This is a genomic window from Vibrio kyushuensis (assembly GCF_050337325.1).
GTDB lineage: Bacteria > Pseudomonadota > Gammaproteobacteria > Enterobacterales > Vibrionaceae > Vibrio > Vibrio kyushuensis.
On the sequence record NZ_JAKJSV010000008.1, the window covers coordinates 174,956 to 191,266 of the forward strand.

Sequence of the window (16,311 nt, forward strand, 5' to 3'; positions counted from 1 at the left end):
CTGTATTGCAAGTATTAAGTCGGAATAAGCTTTATTCCAATTGTACGGGAACGATTAGTTACAATTCAACGCAAATTTAACTGTCTATGTCACAAGGATTCATAGGCTTTCGTTCGAGGCAGGAAGCTTCCTATAAGAGTGACTGAATAATGCAAACATCAATGTCCCCGACTCTACAATCTAAAACTCGCCATGCTACCCCTATTTTCGCTTTGTCTCTTCTAGGCGCGGCCATGTTTAGTGCAACCGCTGCAAACGCAAGCGGCTTTTTTATGCAGGAAGCAGTAGTTGCCAATGCAGGTACTGCTGGTGCAGGTGACGGTGTATATACACAATCGGCAGCCGCAATGTGGGCAAACCCGGCGACTATGTCTCACATGGGTGAAAGCAAGACAACAGTTAACACTCTACTCCTAGACCTTGAAATGGAATACACAGATAGAAATGATAATGGCGATGCTAAAGGGCATACTATCATGCCTTCAGTAGGGTTATTCCACGCTACCGAGTTGGAAGAAAACCTACACTTGGGTCTCGCTTTAGGAGTAGTCGGTGGATCTAGTATTAGCTACGGTCAAGAATGGGCTGGTGCTAACGCTCTAGATGAAGTAACACTAACGGTAATTCAATTTAACCCATCGCTAGCATTCAAAATTGATGACCAGTGGTCTATGGGCGCTGGTGCAATGTTGAATTGGGTTTCTCTTGAACAAACAACAGCATTAATATCTCCGGAACAAGATACCGACAGAGCTGTTGGGTTTAACTTCGGTGTAATGTACAAACATTCGAATTCTTGGTCTGTTGGCGCAAGTTACCGATCTAAGATTGAACATAACTTTAGTCTTGATATTCCTAGAGAGGGACCACTGTCTCCTTCAATAGCGACTGACATTTCTGTTCCTGAAATTATTGATGTCAGCGGTCAACTCTCACTTACTCAAGAACTAGATCTATTGGCAACGGTGCAATACCATCGCTGGAGCAGAATGGACAATACCGCAATGGACTTCGGTGCAGGTACTGGTCTATTAGATATCGAACGTCAGTGGAGTGATACATGGAAATTCGCTGTGGGTGCCGATTACCAACTAAATACTGACTGGCGCCTGAAAGCAGGCTTCTCTTATGAAACATCACCGCAAGACGATCCTTCAATGCAATGGGTTGACCTGCCTGTTGGCGAACAATACCGTTACACTCTAGGTGCAAGCACTAACTGGGGTGACACTGGCGTTGACTTCTTCTACGAGTATGCAGATCTAGGCTCGGTAGAAATGGATCGTAACCACCCACTCATAGGAGCTGGGGGCGTTAACGGCACTTTCGATGGTCGCATGCACTTCGTTGGCGTAAACTTCACATTCTAAGTTAGCGCTCGAAAAACAAAGCATAAATAAATTTGTTCTTTCTCAGCCTACGCACTCTCGGTGCGTAGGCTGAGAATTTAGAACGTTACAATAACGGCAGCATATTTGGATAGGTTTTCACTATCCGTGTAAGCGATACAGCAAGAATATCAGCGGTATCACCGACCCCCTCGACCCATGTTTGGGTGCAACACTCACTTTGAAGTCTAATTCATGAAAAAATCTTTAATCTCTATCTTTGCACTGACCGCGTGTGCTTTTTCTGTGCAAGCAGAAGAAGAGAAGCACCACGAAGACCCGACTAAAATTGTCACCAAAGCAGGTCTTGCTTACGTTGACGGTGTGCAGTTCTCAGGCTCAATAGGCCTAGATGACGCCCGCATGATCAACGCCCGTATTAACTCAGATGGAGATGAGTGGCGTGTCGGAGGGTCTTGGCTATTGCCGATGGGCATCCTTAATTTTAATTTTAGCCGAGCAGAGTACGATCACGATGGTTATAAAAATAACTACAGCATCGGCTCATTTATTCCGCTGAGTTACTTTGATATTACCCCTTACGGTTGGCAAATTTTCCCTATGGCGGGCTATAGCTATAACGACGGTGAAATAGCCGGAGAAAAATCCGAGAGTGACAACGACTACGTAATGACTCGCTTTACCTCTCATGGCGGTTATGTGGGCATGTTTGCTCTAAAACCACTCAGTGAAAAGTGGTCACTGATGACTTTTGGTGGCGGCTCAATGGGGTCTGATGACTACTCTGGTTATTGGGTTGGTGCAGGGCTAAGCCACAAACTGACTCAAGCTCAATCATTCAATTTCTTTGGTGTTATGGCAGACGACGATTTCGGCCAAAACAACCGCATGGGTATTTCATATACCTACGAGTTTAATTAGCGCCTTTTCACGCGCCATAAATGACTCAATCTCACAAAAGCGTAGTTAATCGACTGCGCTTTTTTGTTCTTGCTTCTGCCTTAAAATAACGACCTAAAAGCCAAGATTCAAATATTCACTCACCTTCACCATCGCTACTAATAAACACAAAGAACTTCGACCAATAAACATCACAGCTCAAATCTTTACACCTCTAATGCTTAGCACTCAAACTATCAATAACCAATTGTTTTTAAACAACTAACCTAGCAAAACCACAAAAAACGCACCCACCCACCCCTAAATAATAGTTTGAACTCTAATGAATTATCTGTCATTTTATAATTAATTGAACGTTCAATAAAAAATAAAAAGGACCAAAAATGCCCAAGGTCGGGATGCCTGATATACGTAAACCGCAGCTTGTTAAAGCGACAATGACGGTCATTGATCGTGTCGGATTACACGCGGCGAGCATTGCTTTGATCAGCAAAGAAGCAGGTGTATCTACAGGGATCATTAATCACTACTTTGGTGGCAAACATGGCCTTCTTGAAGAGACCATGAGAGCGATCCTTCGCCAGCATTCCGATACCATTGGTTCATTGCTCAAAGCATTACCGGCCAATGCCCACCAACAAAGAATTAACGCCATCATCAGTGGCAACTTTGAAGGTTATCAGGCTGAAAACAAGGTGGCGAAAACATGGTTGGCATTTTGGTCTTACTCAATGCATGACGCTCAGCTTAAGCGGCTACAGCGCGTAAATGAAAAGCGATTGCTGTCTCATTTACGAATCGAATTAAAAGCACTATTGAACACAGAACAAGCGGAACTCGTTGCACAAGGTATCGCGTCCCTCATTGACGGTATATGGCTGAGAGGCACATTGAACCCTGAAGGGATTAACGCGGACAGAGCGCGCGCCATCATCAATGACTACCTTGAAAAACAACTCACGTTTTACGCTTGCACCTCTAACACCACTAATTATTAAGTCAGATACTCAAATGGAAATGAACTCGTTATACATCGACGGCAAAATCTCACCCGTAACATCTGGTGAACATTTTACTAGCACGAATCCTGCTAATGGCGAGACTATCGCAATCCTTGGTCAAGCTTCACAGCAAGACATCGAAAGAGCGGTTAAATCAGCCCAGCATGGATTTAGTGTTTGGTCTGCAATGTCAGCGGTAGAACGCAGCCGTATATTACTGAAAGCTGTAGAAATACTTAGAGCACGAAACAAAGAGCTTGCTGAGCTTGAAGTGGCCGATACTGGTAAGCCTCTACAAGAAGCCATTGAAGTCGATGTCGCCTCTGGCGCGGATGTTATTGAGTACTTCGCAGGTCTTATTCCTTCTATGCAAGGTGAGCAACAACCATTGAACGAGAACCAGTTTTTCTACACTCGCCGTGAACCATTAGGTGTCTGTGCAGGTATCGGCGCGTGGAACTATCCGATTCAAATCGCGATGTGGAAATCAGCCCCTGCTCTAGCAGCAGGCAATGCGATGATCTTCAAACCATCAGAAGAAACGCCTTTAACGGCACTAAAACTTGCTGAAATATTCACCGAAGCAGGGCTGCCTGATGGCGTATTTAACGTCGTTCAAGGTGACTATCGTGTTGGCCAAATGCTGACGGCTCACCCTGACATTGCCAAAGTATCATTCACAGGCGAAACAGGGACGGGTAAAGCGGTCATGGCAGACAGCGCTAAGACTCTGAAAAGCGTCACGATGGAGCTTGGTGGTAAATCACCACTGATCGTATTTGATGACGCTAAGTTAAACGATGCTGTGTCGGCCTCGATGGTTGCGAACTTCTATACACAAGGTGAAGTTTGTACCAACGGCACGCGCGTTTATGTTCATGAAAACATCTATGACGATTTCATCGCTCAATTAAAAACCCGTACAGAGAAGCTCGTCGTTGGCGACCCAATGAATATGGACACTCAAATTGGCGCGCTCATCTCCAAAGATCATCTATCTAAAGTGCTCAATGCCATTGAACAAGCAAAGCAATCCGGTGCAACCTTGCTAACTGGCGGTTATCAGGTAACAGAAAATGGGCTGGAAAGTGGCAACTTTGTCATTCCAACCGTTTTTGTTGATTGCGAAGATGATATGCCCCATGTGCAGCAAGAGATTTTTGGCCCTGTCATGTCTGTGCTTAAATTCACCGATGAAGACGATGTTATTCGTCGCGCAAACGACACTAAGTATGGTCTCGCCGCGGGCATCTTCACACAAAATCTATCTCGTGCTCATCGCGTAATTCATCAAATGCAAGCTGGGATCTGTTGGGTAAACACTTGGGGTGACTCTCCGGCGGAAATGCCTGTTGGCGGTTATAAGCAATCAGGTATCGGACGTGAAAATGGCCCGGAAACCTTACTTAGCTATACCCAAACAAAGAGCATTCTCATCGAACTTGGCGACTACGCCAGCCCGTATGCTTAATCCTTATGCTGATTTGAACACTCAACACAAATTATAAGTTTTCTAGCCCTTTAACCTCATTAAAAAATAGTGCTTAAACCTAAAGCACAAACAAGAGATTAAAAAACGGGGCTAGACACCACGGAGACACAACATGCAACAACGCTACGATTATATTATCGTCGGTGCGGGTTCGGCCGGCTGCGTATTAGCTGATCGGCTAACCGAAAGCGGTCAACACAGCGTATTACTTTTAGAAGCTGGCGGAACGGATATGAGTATTTTTATCCAGATGCCAACGGCGCTTTCGTACCCAATGAACACTGACAAATACACGTGGCAATTTGAAACGCAGCAAGAGTCTGGCCTAGATGGACGACAGCTGCACTGCCCACGCGGGAAAGTTCTCGGTGGCAGCTCTTCAATTAACGGCATGGTGTATGTTCGTGGTCACGCTTGTGATTTTGATGAGTGGGAAGAGAAAGGCGCAGCAGGTTGGAACTACCAAGCCTGTTTACCTTACTTCCGCCGTGCTGAAACATGGATACAGGGTGAAGACAAATACCGTGGTGGCAATGGTCCATTAGGTACCTGCGGCGGTAATGAAATGGAACTGAATCCTCTTTACCAAGCGTTTATCGACGCAGGTCAAGATGCCGGCTACCCGAAAACTGAAGATTACAACGGCTACCAGCAAGAAGGCTTTGGCCCGATGCACATGACCGTTGATAAAGGTATTCGCGCTTCCACTTCAAACGCCTATCTTCGACGCGCTCTAAAACGTTCAAACCTCACTCTTATGAAGGGTGTAGTTACCCGTAAGGTTCTTCTTGAAGAAAGAGACCTCGAAAATAAAGTCGCGGTGGGCGTTGAGTTTGAAAAGTCAGGCAAGATCATAGAAGTTCGTGCCAACAAAGAAGTCATTTCAAGTGCTGGCTCTATCGGCTCGGTTCAACTTCTCCAGCTATCAGGTATCGGCCCGAAACCAGTACTTGAAAAAGCAGGTGTTGAGCTTAAACATGAATTAGCTGGCGTAGGTGAAAACCTTCAAGACCACTTAGAAGTCTATTTCCAGTATCACTGCAAGAAACCAATCACTTTGAATGGCAAGCTCGATTTAGTCAGCAAAGGGATGATTGGCGCAGAATGGATCCTCACTCGTAAAGGGCTTGGCGCAACTAACCACTTTGAATCGTGTGCTTTTATTCGCTCACGCAAAGGGCTTAAGTGGCCAAACATTCAATACCACTTCTTACCAGCCGCGATGCGTTACGATGGACAAGCAGCCTTCGATGGGCATGGTTTTCAAGTCCATGTTGGTCCGAATAAGCCAGAGAGCCGCGGTACGGTGTCCATCACCTCAGCCGATCCACATGCTGAGCCTGAAATTCTATTTAACTACATCTCTACTGAACAAGATCGCCAAGATTGGCGTGATTGCATTCGCTTAACTCGCGAGATTTTATCTCAACCTGCGATGGATAGCTTCCGTGGTGAAGAGATTCAGCCAGGAGAAGAAATCACTTCCGATGAAGATATCGATAAATGGGTAAAAGAGAACGTAGAGAGTGCTTATCACCCTTCTTGCGGCTGCAAAATGGGCGCAGACAACGACCCTATGGCGGTACTCGATGAACAGTGTCGCGTTCGTGGCATCAACAACCTTCGTGTTGTGGACTCATCGATTTTCCCAACCATTCCTAATGGAAACTTGAACGCGCCAACCATTATGGTCGCCGAGCGCGCAGCAGACATGATTCTTGGTAACTCAATGCTAGAACAACAGAATGTTCCAGTATGGATATCACCAGAATGGGAAGAGAAACAACGAATTAATCAACCTTTGAGAGAACTCGATAACCTCTCTTAAAGGCAAAAAAATAAACACATTATTATAAAAACAATAAGTTAGATCGAAAATAGTCAGTCGTCACCGACCATAAACACATATAGAGGAACTGCTTAAACCAGTTTCAAGGATCGATTAAAAGGAATCATTATGTCAACCATGAAAAAGACACTTGCAACACTCGCGATCAGCTCACTCGCATTTAACGCTTATGCAGCGATTGAAGCTAAACAGTGTGAAAACGTGCGTTTTGCCGATGTAGGCTGGACAGACATCACAGCAACAACCGCTGTGACAACGGAGCTACTAAAAGGGCTTGGTTACACAACAAAAACTGACCTTCTCTCTGTTCCTGTTACCTACTCATCAATGGCGAATGGCGATATCGATGTTTTTCTCGGTAACTGGATGCCAACAATGGAAGGTGACATCGCGAAATACCGTGAAGCAGGAACCGTTGAAACAGTACGCGCTAACCTAGAAGGCGCTAAATACACATTAGCGGTACCAAAATACGTATACGATGCTGGTGTAACAAGCTTCGCAGATCTAGTTAAACATGCCGACAAATTTAAAGACCGCATCTACGGCATCGAACCGGGTAACGATGGTAACCGCCTTATCCAAGACATGATTGATTCTGATGCATTTGGTCTAAAAGAGTTCAACCTAGTTGAGTCAAGTGAAGCGGGCATGGTGTCGCAAGTAACCCGCGCCGTTCGTCGTAACCAATGGATCGTTTACCTTGGTTGGGCACCGCACCCAATGAACAGCAATGTTGAAATGGAATATCTATCAGGCGGCGATGACTACTTTGGTGCTAACTACGGTGGCGCAAGCGTCTACACCAATGTTCGTGCTAACTACCTTTCAGAGTGTAAAAACGTTGGTCAGCTTCTACAAAACCTAGAGTTCACGCTAGAGATGGAAAACGAGCTGATGGAAGCAATTCTTAACCAAAACGTACAACCAGAAGATGCGGCTCAACAGTGGCTGAAAAACAATCCAGCGCAAGTTAAAGCTTGGCTTGAAAACGTGAAAACACTTCAAGGTGATGTTGCAGCACAAGCCGTAACTGACTATCTAAAGCAAGTTAAAGCGTAGCTAAATATCTAAATAGATAGCTAGGTTTTATAAGTAATGGTGGGTTTCGGCCCACCCTATACCGATAGATTTATAAAAGTAACGATAAAGATTCTCTCAGTAATATCTCTTAGAAAGATCACGAAAAAACAAACAGTAAAGGCATTAATGTGAATTTTATTACGGATAACAAAATACCTGTAGGTCAATGGATGGAGGCTGGCGTTGACTGGCTAACAATCAATGCGGCAGGCTTTTTTGACGCCATTTCATTCTTTTTAGAAACGGTCATCCTATTTTTGGTCGACATCTTCAAATGGATGCCGCCTGCTCTCCCAATTCTTATCACTGCAGCCATTGCTTGGTTTTTACATCGCAAGCCTTCGCTTGTCATATTCGTTGTCGCCGCTCTTCTCACCATTCTCAATCTCGGTTACTGGCAAGAGATGCTAGAAACCTTTGTTCTCGTTTTCGCTGCGACCTCAATCTCTGTATTAGTCGGTGTTCCAATTGGCATCATGGCCGCACACCGACCATGGCTCTACACCGCGCTTCGACCTATTCTCGATCTCATGCAAACCGTTCCAACGTTTGTATACCTAATTCCAACACTGGTTCTATTTGGACTCGGCATTGTACCGGGCCTTATCTCTACCATCATATTTGCCATTGCTGCCCCTATTCGCCTGACGTACCTTGGCGTAATAAAAGTGCCAGAAGAGCTGATTGAAGCAGGTAAAGCCTTTGGTGCGAGCAAAATGAAACTGCTACTGAAAGTAGAGTTACCTGCTGCTCTACCAAGCATTATGGCGGGTGTAACTCAGTGCATCATGTTGTCACTTTCCATGGTGGTTATCGCCGCATTAGTAGGTGCCGATGGCCTTGGAAAACCGGTTGTTCGCGCGCTTAATACCGTGAATATTTCACAAGGATTTGAAGCTGGTCTGGCTATCGTACTGGTAGCGATGATTCTTGACCGTCTATGTAAGACACCAAACCAGAAGGACGCATAACGATGACGATTAAATCGAACGATACTCCAGTTATTGAAAACCTATCTATCGATGAGAAAGGTTCTGATGCGATTACCATCAAAAATCTTGATGTTGTGTTTGGTGATAAAACAACACTAGCACTAGAGCAGTTGGACCAAGGTAAAACTCGCCAAGAAATCATTGATGAAACTGGTCAAGTTGTGGGTGTCGACAACGTATCACTCTCTGTTAAAGAGGGTGAGATTTGTGTTTTGATGGGTTTGTCTGGCTCTGGAAAATCAAGCCTGTTGCGCGCAGTAAATGGGTTGAATGAAATTAGCCGCGGAACATTAGAAATTAAAGATGGCGATACACAGGTCGATTTGGCCCAATGTGACGAATCCACCTTACGTCATCTACGTACCCACCGTGTTTCAATGGTATTCCAGAAATTTGCTCTCATGCCTTGGTTGTCAGTCCTTGATAACGTGGCATTTGGTTTAGAGATGCAAGGTGTGCCAAAAGCCGAACGCCGCGCGAAAGCCAGAGAACAGATAGAAATGGTAGGTCTTGCCGAGTGGGAAAGTAAATTCCCGCATGAGCTTTCTGGCGGAATGCAGCAACGAGTTGGTCTAGCTCGCGCTTTTGCTATGGATACCGACATTCTGCTAATGGACGAACCTTTTTCTGCACTTGACCCACTTATTCGTGCCCAGTTGCAAGATGAGCTGTTACTTCTACAAAGTAAACTCAACAAAACGATATTGTTTGTGAGTCACGATTTAGACGAAGCGCTTAAAATTGGCAACAACATCGCCATTATGGAATCAGGAAAGTTGATTCAGCACGGTAAGCCTGAAGAGATTGTACTCACGCCGAAGACCGAATACGTTCGAGACTTTGTCGCTCATACCAATCCGCTTAACGTATTAAAAGGTCGCTCATTGATGCAGCCTTTAGACGCTTTAACACAAGATGATGAACGCTGGCAGATCTGTGATTCAAAAGATTTGTGGGTTAAACAACACCAAAACGAAGTTAAAATCGTCGGTGAATCGCCGTTAACCTTGGTCAAATGGCACGATTCGAACTGCGATCTAGAAGCCATTAACGCTTCTACTGTTGTCGTCACTAGCCCTGAAATAGGCATGCGTGATGCCATCAAACTAAAACAGCTTAGTAACTACCCTATTCTTTTAGTTGAAGATAACCAGTTAGTCGGCATTCTCGATAATAGTGAGTTCTACAACGCTCTTATTGGGAATTTTCAGAGCAACAATGCCGCTTAAGCCAACATATATAGACTAAAATTATAACAAAGGGGTGAGATTCCCCTTTCGCACATTAGAAAAGATTGAGAATAGTGCGAACATGAGTACAATGCGAAAAATTAACGAAGTAATTCTTCCATTTCAATACAGCATTATACAAAGGTCCGTCACTTGGAAAAACATGATGAAATTCTAGTCGCTATTCGCCAGATCATTCGCGCAATCGACTTACAATCAAAAAAATTAAGTAAAGAGTATGGCTTGACCGGCCCTCAGTTAATTTTGATGCGTGCTATCCAAGAAATGCATAATGTGACGATCAAAGAATTATCAAATCACACCAATGTAAGCCAAGCGACGACAACGACGATTATCGATCGTTTAGAGTTGAACGGTTACGTACAACGTGTTCGCAGTGAATCGGATCGACGTAAAGTTCATGCCAATCTCACTGAAAAAGGCAAAGTGTTACTCAGTAAAGCACCACAGCCTCTGCAAGATAGCTTCGTCAATAAATTTCAAAATCTAGAAGCTTGGGAGCAGAGCCTACTGTTATCTTCAATGCAACGCGTCTCTTCCATGATGAATGCTGAAGATATTGATGCCGCGCCTGTTCTTCAATTAGAGAGTATCGCTAAAACCTAATGTTTCAGCGACGAGTTCGGGTTCCTATTCAGTATCAATACCACGAATATGGAACCCACGTACTTGTTCAAATTAGCCCATTGCTTGTAGCTCTTTAAGAGCTTCAGCTAAATAGCTTTGTATGTGACCTTTCAAACCGCGAGCTTTCGCACCTAATAATTTGCCACTCGGCCATATCAGATACAACTCTCGTTTTGGACCTTGCCAATCAGGCAGAGGCAACACCAAATCCCCACGGTTTATATAGTCCAAAACCTCCGTCGCCGGTAATAACGCAAGCCCATGCCCATCTTTAGCGAACTGACTCGCAATATTAATATCGTCTACCGCCAAACTGGATCGCTGATTAATCGTTAGCTCGGTTTTAAACTTTGTATGCTTAAAAGGCCACGAACTGAGATGAGAGACGGTTATACACTTGTGCTGGTGAATATCCTCCAAGCTTTCCAAAACGGGGCTATTTTGTAAATACTCAGGGGAAGCCACCAATAACGTGGGTATAGAGCCTAACCCGACTTGATATAAATCTGAATCTCGTTGTGGACCAATCCTCAACGCAATATCTGCCTGCTCGTCAATAATGTCTTTATTGTCGTTATTGAGCTTCAAATTGAGCAGAATATCGGGGAAGTTACAAATGAACTCAGACCACATTGGTTGAAGAAAGCCAATCGAAATATTGGTTGGAGCAAGGACAGTAAGGCTGCCTTGCAGAGATTGAGCCTCAGAGCTTAGCCCCTCAGAAATAGACTCGAAGTCACTCACCAAGCGACTAAAGGACTCGTAGTAGACCTTACCCTCAGATGTCAGCTTAAACTGCCGAGCCGAACGATGTATTAATTGGCAACCCAGTTTCTCTTCCAGCTTTTTTAAACGTCGAGTCACCGTTGCCGGAGGGATGTGTAACTGCTTTGCCGCACCAGCAAGCCCCCGCGCCTGTGCAATATGTATAAAAAGAGCAATATCGTCAAACATGATGCCATTTTTGGAATTGGTTATTGATTTATTAACCATATAAATAATTTATGGAATTATCTATTCTTTTCTTGCACAAAAATCACTCACAAGGAAAAACAACATGACGACTTTATTCATCAATGCAGGACTTAAATTAACTGCTGACAGTGACCGAGAATTCGCATTGGAGCAACTTTCTCTGCTCGTTGACGAGACAAAAAAAGAGCCAGGTTGCCAATATTTTGAATTACTCGCAAATAAGGAAGATTCTACGACTTTCACCCTTTGGGAACGTTGGGACAATGAGCAATCATTGGCGGAACACTTCCAGAAGAGTCATACCAAGGCCTACCTCAATCACAATCTGACTGATGTGGTTTATATCGAAAAACTTGAAGCAGTTTAGGAGAGCGTTATGCCAAGAAGGATCGTTTTCGGACTGTTAATGTCACTTGTACTATCAAGCTTGATGACCCTCTGGGTTACTTGGCTGAATCTAGGCTACGTGACTAACTTCTTATCACAATGGGGCAAGGCTTTTATTCTGGCTTGGCCGGCAGCAACCATCATTTCAATTGTCTTTGGACCGTACGTACAAGCTTTGACCTCTCTATTATTTAGTATCACGAAGAAGGAGTTGATATGAAAACAACCACTCTTAATAGACATAACTACCCTATTCTCGGAGATGCTGTCGGCCCCTATGTTCACACCTCCTCTTTCCAAAATGTGCTCTACACATCAGGCCTGACCGCGTTTGGTGGCGATGCTCAACAAAAAAATGTTCAGCTTCAAATTAACGATATCTTTCGCCAGATTCGTTTAATCACCAACCACCATAAAGTAGGGCTTCAAGATATAATTAAGGTGACCGTCTACATTACTGACTTATCACTTCTTAACGAGGCACGGGATGCTTTAATGACCATCTACAACGGGCACTTTCCTGCGAGTTCACTGGTTAAAGTAGACGCGCTTTTTCACTCCGACTTATTAGTTGAGATTGAGGCCGTCATCGCTTTACCTGCCCTAGAAACCCAGCACTCATAATTGAGAGCTAATTGGTTGATTGAAAGAGGAGAGGAACATACCCCTCTCTTCTTTCCTATTTTTGATTACCTATAGGTGATTGGGATTTACATGACTAAGCAAAAGAACAGAGTTTCAATCCTTCCACTTCATCTGTAGAGTACGCTCATCGACTAAGCGGCTAAAATCCGCTATTTAATTTCTGGCTCCTAATTGGAGTAGTATCTGCACTAAACTAGAGATATCTAGCCAGAATATGATTAGCCCTAGTCAATTAAATACGCTAAACCAATATGAGAATGAAACAAATGAACAACGATACTGATGTAATTGATAACCTTGAAGATTTAGAACAATTTCTTATCTCGGTTGAGAACGGCGGGTATGGCCTAAAAGGCGTTGCGGGCGTTGGAATGGCTACAAACAATGCAGATGGCCGTCACTTTGTTGCCGTTTTTGATGAGCAACAGAAACTACTTTTAGCACGTTGGATTACTCAAGAAATATTCGAAACAGGTAAAGACTTGGTTCGAAATGGCCCGAAAAAGCACTAATTTTCAAGAATTACCTGTAGTTGTAAACAACTAGCAGTACTCTACTGCTAGTTGCCTTTAAGCAAGATCTCTTTTCCCTTAACTTCAATACTTTCTCATCAATCATCACCACGTTCTCGCAGAAAGCTTAATACGCTCTCTTAGCCATTCGTGGCTAGCAACATGGTTATTCGATTTGTGCCACATCATGTAATAGGGCAACCTCTTTAACTCTAATGGTGGCTCAATGACCTGCAACTTAAGACTCTCTTTGTACATATTCGCTAGTCGACGCGTCGTATGACAGAATAGCTTTGTTCGGCACGCTACCAGCATATTTGAAATAAGCGAGATCCCTTGGTGAGCTATATTCCGCTGTAAGTTTGCGGTATCAGCCACCATGCTAAGTGCATATTTGTTGTTTCTACGAATACTTAAAGCCGCTTGAGGAAGTACTTCATACTCTCTATAACTCATCTTTCCATTAACCGTTGGATGGTTTTCCGCTGCAACAAGGACAATATCATCCTCATAAAGCAGCTCATGTTCAATACTTCGGTCATCAAAAATATAGCTGTCGAAAGCCAAATCGATTTGACGATGACGCAGTGTATCTATCACTCCTCCCTCTTCACTCTCTTGGCCACCCAAATCAAATTGAATATGCTCATTAGTATCAAGAGGTAACGACTCTAGCAATGACGGTTGCAGCTCTTCTGGTACTGAAAGATGGAAAACATGATGTGAGGTTAAGGGTGAAAAGTGATCAAACGATTTAAAGCTCTGCTCTAAGATTAACATTTGCGGCTCAATGGTTCGAAACAGTGACTGAGCAGCCCCCGTAGGTTGAATCGCCGCATTGCCGCGAACAAACAACTCTTGTTTTAAGATTTCTTGTAATCTCCCCATCGCCAAGCTCACCGCTGGGGGCGATATTCCCAGCGCTTCGCTTGTTTTGGCATAACTGCCTGTCTGCATCACGGTAACAAAGGTGCGATATAAGTTGAGATCGAACTGCTCAAAGCCACTCATGTAAATACTCTCGAATGTTACGAAGATAAGCACAGCTTATGTACTAGATGCATCTAGGTCAATGGTGCTAACTTTCAATATCCAAGATACTAGCCACGTTCCTACCCATAATCGAAAGAGAATGTGAAATGAAAATGACTAAAACCCTACTTGGATTCGCGATTGGTGGCCTACTAGCTTCTAGTCAAGCCCTTGCTCTAGAAGTTCATGAGTCAAACCTATTCTTTGGCGAAGGTGACCGTATTCAAGTCATCGATCGCAACGGTGAAAACAAAGCTTACACAGAAGATGATAAGCGCGTTCACCCTAAGCTAACTGAACACTCACGAAAAATGGATCAGTCTGTTATCAAAGTTGATGACAACACCTACATGATCTACGGCTACGGTATTACTGCACCGGTGGTATTTGAAGGTAAAGATGGCCTAATCGTTGTTGATCCAGGTGAAACTACTGAGCACGGCGCAGAAACTCACGAAGTATTCCGCGCAGCCACTGGTATCACGAAACCCGTTGTTGGCATTGTTTACACTCACAACCATATCGACCATATCTCTGGCGTTCGCGGTTGGGTTTCACAAGAAGATGTAGATTCTGGCAAAGCTAAAATCTACGCGCACGACACACTTGTAGGCGCGGTTGCTAACTGGTCTTCAAACGTAGGTAATATTCTTGGTCACCGTACTTCATACACGGCGGCTTCTTTCTCAGGTATTGGCCCACACGGTTCAATCAACTCGGCACTAGGCTCTCAGTTTGATGTTGGCCACATCGGTTTCATGCTACCAACCGATACGTTCGCTGATGTACTGGACATTAGCATTCCGGGTTTAAACATTGAGCTTCACTACATTCCATCAGAAACTAATGATGAGATCGTTGCTTGGTTACCTGACCAAAAAATTCTTCACGCTGCCGAAGTACTGCAAGGCGAAAACTTCCCGAACCTACACACAATTCGCGGCACAAAAGCGCGTGATGCTGAAGTATGGTTCAATGGTATTGACCAAATGCGTCAATTCCCAGCAGAAATTATGGTTAATGCACATGGTCGCCCAGTTGAAGGCGCGGACAACGTAGCAAACGTTCTAACCGCTTATCGTGACGCGATTCAATACACGCATGACCAATCGGTTCGTTACATCAACCACGGCTACCGTCCATTTGAGATGATTGAAGCGGTTAAACTGCCGAAGCACCTTGCCGAGCACCCTTGGCTTGGTGAGCACTACGGCACCGTTGCACACGCGGTTCAACAGCAATACAGCAACTATATTGGTTTTTACCATGCCGATCCGTGGCAGTTAGAGCCTATGCAATATGACCGTCGTGCAGAAGAGACGGTGAAAATGATGGGCGGACGTGATGCAGTAATGAAAGCCGCTGCACAGTACATCAAAGACGGTGACTTCACATTCGCAGCAGAAATCCTAACGCCTGTGATCACCATGAATGTTGATGATATTGAAGCTCGTAACCTTAAAGCAGACGCTTACCGTAACTGGGGCTACGATCAACTGAACGTTAACTGGCGTAACTGGGCAATGACTGCTGTTGGTGAGCTGCTAGATAACCTGGATTTCGAAACAGGCGCTGACTTTACCAGTGATGAAGTACTGCGTGAGCTACCTTCAAAGAACATCATGGACATGATGACTGTTCGTCTAAAAGCGGAAGATGTGGTTGATGCTCACTTCTCAACAGCGATTCGCTTTACCGATACAAACGAAGATTTCACCTTTGAAATTCGTCGTGGTATTGCACAGCTGCACCAAGAAGTACTGAGCGACAGTACAACGGTTGTTGAAACAACTCGTGCACTGCTTAACGACATGCTAGCAGCAAAAGATGGGGCGAATGCCGTTCTTGGTCAAGCAATCCAAACGGGTGAATTCAAATTTACAAAGGGCGACATGGAGTCTTTCCAAGTGTTCATGGCAAGCTTTGAAAAACCAACACCACGTGAAGAGCTTAAGCTAATCGCTCGCTAATAAATAATCCCAATAAGGGCTTATAAAAAAGACAACTATAAATCATAAGGAGATGCTTGCATCTCCTTCTTTATACCAATCCAATTAATTAGATAATCAGAAATTGCGTAGAAAAAATCTCTGAAAACAAGGCAAAGATTGCCGCTAGCTAGTTATTCTAACTACAAAATCTTTAACGCCGTTATCCGTGATTTTAGCAAGTAAGAATGCTTAGATAATTAAATGGGCTGGTATTATTTAAGGTTCA

At 44.2% G+C, this 16,311-nt stretch carries 16 protein-coding genes; 14 read left to right on the top strand and 2 right to left on the bottom strand.

The annotated features are described in order from the left end of the window. Positions 1-161: 161 nt before the first annotated feature. The 9 genes from L4D20_RS18360 to L4D20_RS18400 all read left to right on the top strand — a co-directional run bounded on the left by L4D20_RS18360 (position 162) and on the right by L4D20_RS18400 (position 10,522). Positions 162-1,370, top strand: a complete 1,209-nt coding sequence (locus tag L4D20_RS18360) for an OmpP1/FadL family transporter (RefSeq protein WP_428803037.1) — start codon at positions 162-164, stop codon at positions 1,368-1,370. Positions 1,371-1,583: 213 nt separating this feature from the next. Beyond that, on the top strand, positions 1,584-2,270 hold the full coding sequence (locus tag L4D20_RS18365) for a hypothetical protein (RefSeq protein ID WP_428803038.1): 687 nt from the start codon (positions 1,584-1,586) through the stop codon (positions 2,268-2,270). Between the two features lie 362 nt (positions 2,271-2,632). Then, entirely contained in the window at positions 2,633-3,247 is a 615-nt protein-coding gene (betI, locus tag L4D20_RS18370; protein ID WP_428803039.1) for a transcriptional regulator BetI, read from the top strand. Positions 3,248-3,260: 13 nt separating this feature from the next. After that, complete coding sequence (betB, locus tag L4D20_RS18375) at positions 3,261-4,721, top strand: betaine-aldehyde dehydrogenase (protein WP_428803149.1); 1,461 nt, start codon at positions 3,261-3,263, stop codon at positions 4,719-4,721. Between the two features lie 133 nt (positions 4,722-4,854). Next, a complete protein-coding gene (gene betA / locus L4D20_RS18380) occupies positions 4,855-6,570 on the top strand; it encodes a choline dehydrogenase (protein ID WP_428803040.1) in 1,716 nt (571 codons plus the stop codon). A 129-nt stretch (positions 6,571-6,699) separates the two neighbouring features. Next, positions 6,700-7,653, top strand: a complete 954-nt coding sequence (locus tag L4D20_RS18385; protein WP_428803041.1) for a choline ABC transporter substrate-binding protein — start codon at positions 6,700-6,702, stop codon at positions 7,651-7,653. 149 nt (positions 7,654-7,802) lie between these two features. Then, a complete protein-coding gene (gene choW, locus L4D20_RS18390) occupies positions 7,803-8,645 on the top strand; it encodes a choline ABC transporter permease subunit (RefSeq protein ID WP_428803042.1) in 843 nt (280 codons plus the stop codon). A 2-nt stretch (positions 8,646-8,647) separates the two neighbouring features. Continuing rightward, positions 8,648-9,895, top strand: a complete 1,248-nt coding sequence (choV, locus tag L4D20_RS18395) for a choline ABC transporter ATP-binding protein (protein WP_428803043.1) — start codon at positions 8,648-8,650, stop codon at positions 9,893-9,895. A 153-nt stretch (positions 9,896-10,048) separates the two neighbouring features. Continuing rightward, positions 10,049-10,522 (top strand): MarR family winged helix-turn-helix transcriptional regulator, encoded by a 474-nt coding sequence (locus L4D20_RS18400; RefSeq protein WP_428803044.1) that lies wholly within the window; start codon positions 10,049-10,051, stop codon positions 10,520-10,522. 72 nt (positions 10,523-10,594) lie between these two features. Here the strand turns inward: L4D20_RS18400 and L4D20_RS18405 are convergent, their stop codons facing one another. Continuing rightward, positions 10,595-11,497 carry a LysR family transcriptional regulator gene (locus L4D20_RS18405; protein ID WP_428803045.1) on the bottom strand — a complete coding sequence of 301 codons (903 nt, stop codon included), beginning with the start codon at positions 11,495-11,497 and terminating at the stop codon, positions 10,595-10,597. Between the two features lie 103 nt (positions 11,498-11,600). On the opposite strand from L4D20_RS18405, the gene L4D20_RS18410 reads away from it, so the two are divergent. From L4D20_RS18410 to L4D20_RS18425, 4 genes are all read left to right on the top strand, one after another. Further along, the gene (locus L4D20_RS18410) at positions 11,601-11,885 is read left to right on the top strand and encodes a putative quinol monooxygenase (RefSeq protein ID WP_428803046.1); all 285 of its coding nucleotides are present in this window, start codon (positions 11,601-11,603) and stop codon (positions 11,883-11,885) included. Between the two features lie 9 nt (positions 11,886-11,894). Beyond that, the gene (locus L4D20_RS18415) at positions 11,895-12,125 is read left to right on the top strand and encodes a DUF2798 domain-containing protein (RefSeq protein WP_489686423.1); all 231 of its coding nucleotides are present in this window, start codon (positions 11,895-11,897) and stop codon (positions 12,123-12,125) included. Further along, positions 12,122-12,529, top strand: coding sequence for a RidA family protein (locus tag L4D20_RS18420; protein WP_428803047.1), 408 nt, complete (start codon positions 12,122-12,124; stop codon positions 12,527-12,529). The genes L4D20_RS18415 and L4D20_RS18420 overlap by 4 nt, the downstream gene beginning before the upstream one ends. Positions 12,530-12,816: 287 nt before the next feature. Further along, positions 12,817-13,062: a hypothetical protein gene (locus tag L4D20_RS18425; protein ID WP_428803048.1), complete on the top strand. Its 246-nt coding sequence runs from the start codon at positions 12,817-12,819 to the stop codon at positions 13,060-13,062. A 105-nt stretch (positions 13,063-13,167) separates the two neighbouring features. Here L4D20_RS18425 and L4D20_RS18430 read toward each other — a convergent pair whose 3' ends face one another. After that, complete coding sequence (locus L4D20_RS18430; protein WP_428803049.1) at positions 13,168-14,073, bottom strand: LysR family transcriptional regulator; 906 nt, start codon at positions 14,071-14,073, stop codon at positions 13,168-13,170. A 128-nt stretch (positions 14,074-14,201) separates the two neighbouring features. On the opposite strand from L4D20_RS18430, the gene L4D20_RS18435 reads away from it, so the two are divergent. After that, complete coding sequence (locus tag L4D20_RS18435) at positions 14,202-16,064, top strand: alkyl sulfatase dimerization domain-containing protein (protein ID WP_428803050.1); 1,863 nt, start codon at positions 14,202-14,204, stop codon at positions 16,062-16,064. Positions 16,065-16,311: the final 247 nt, after the last annotated feature.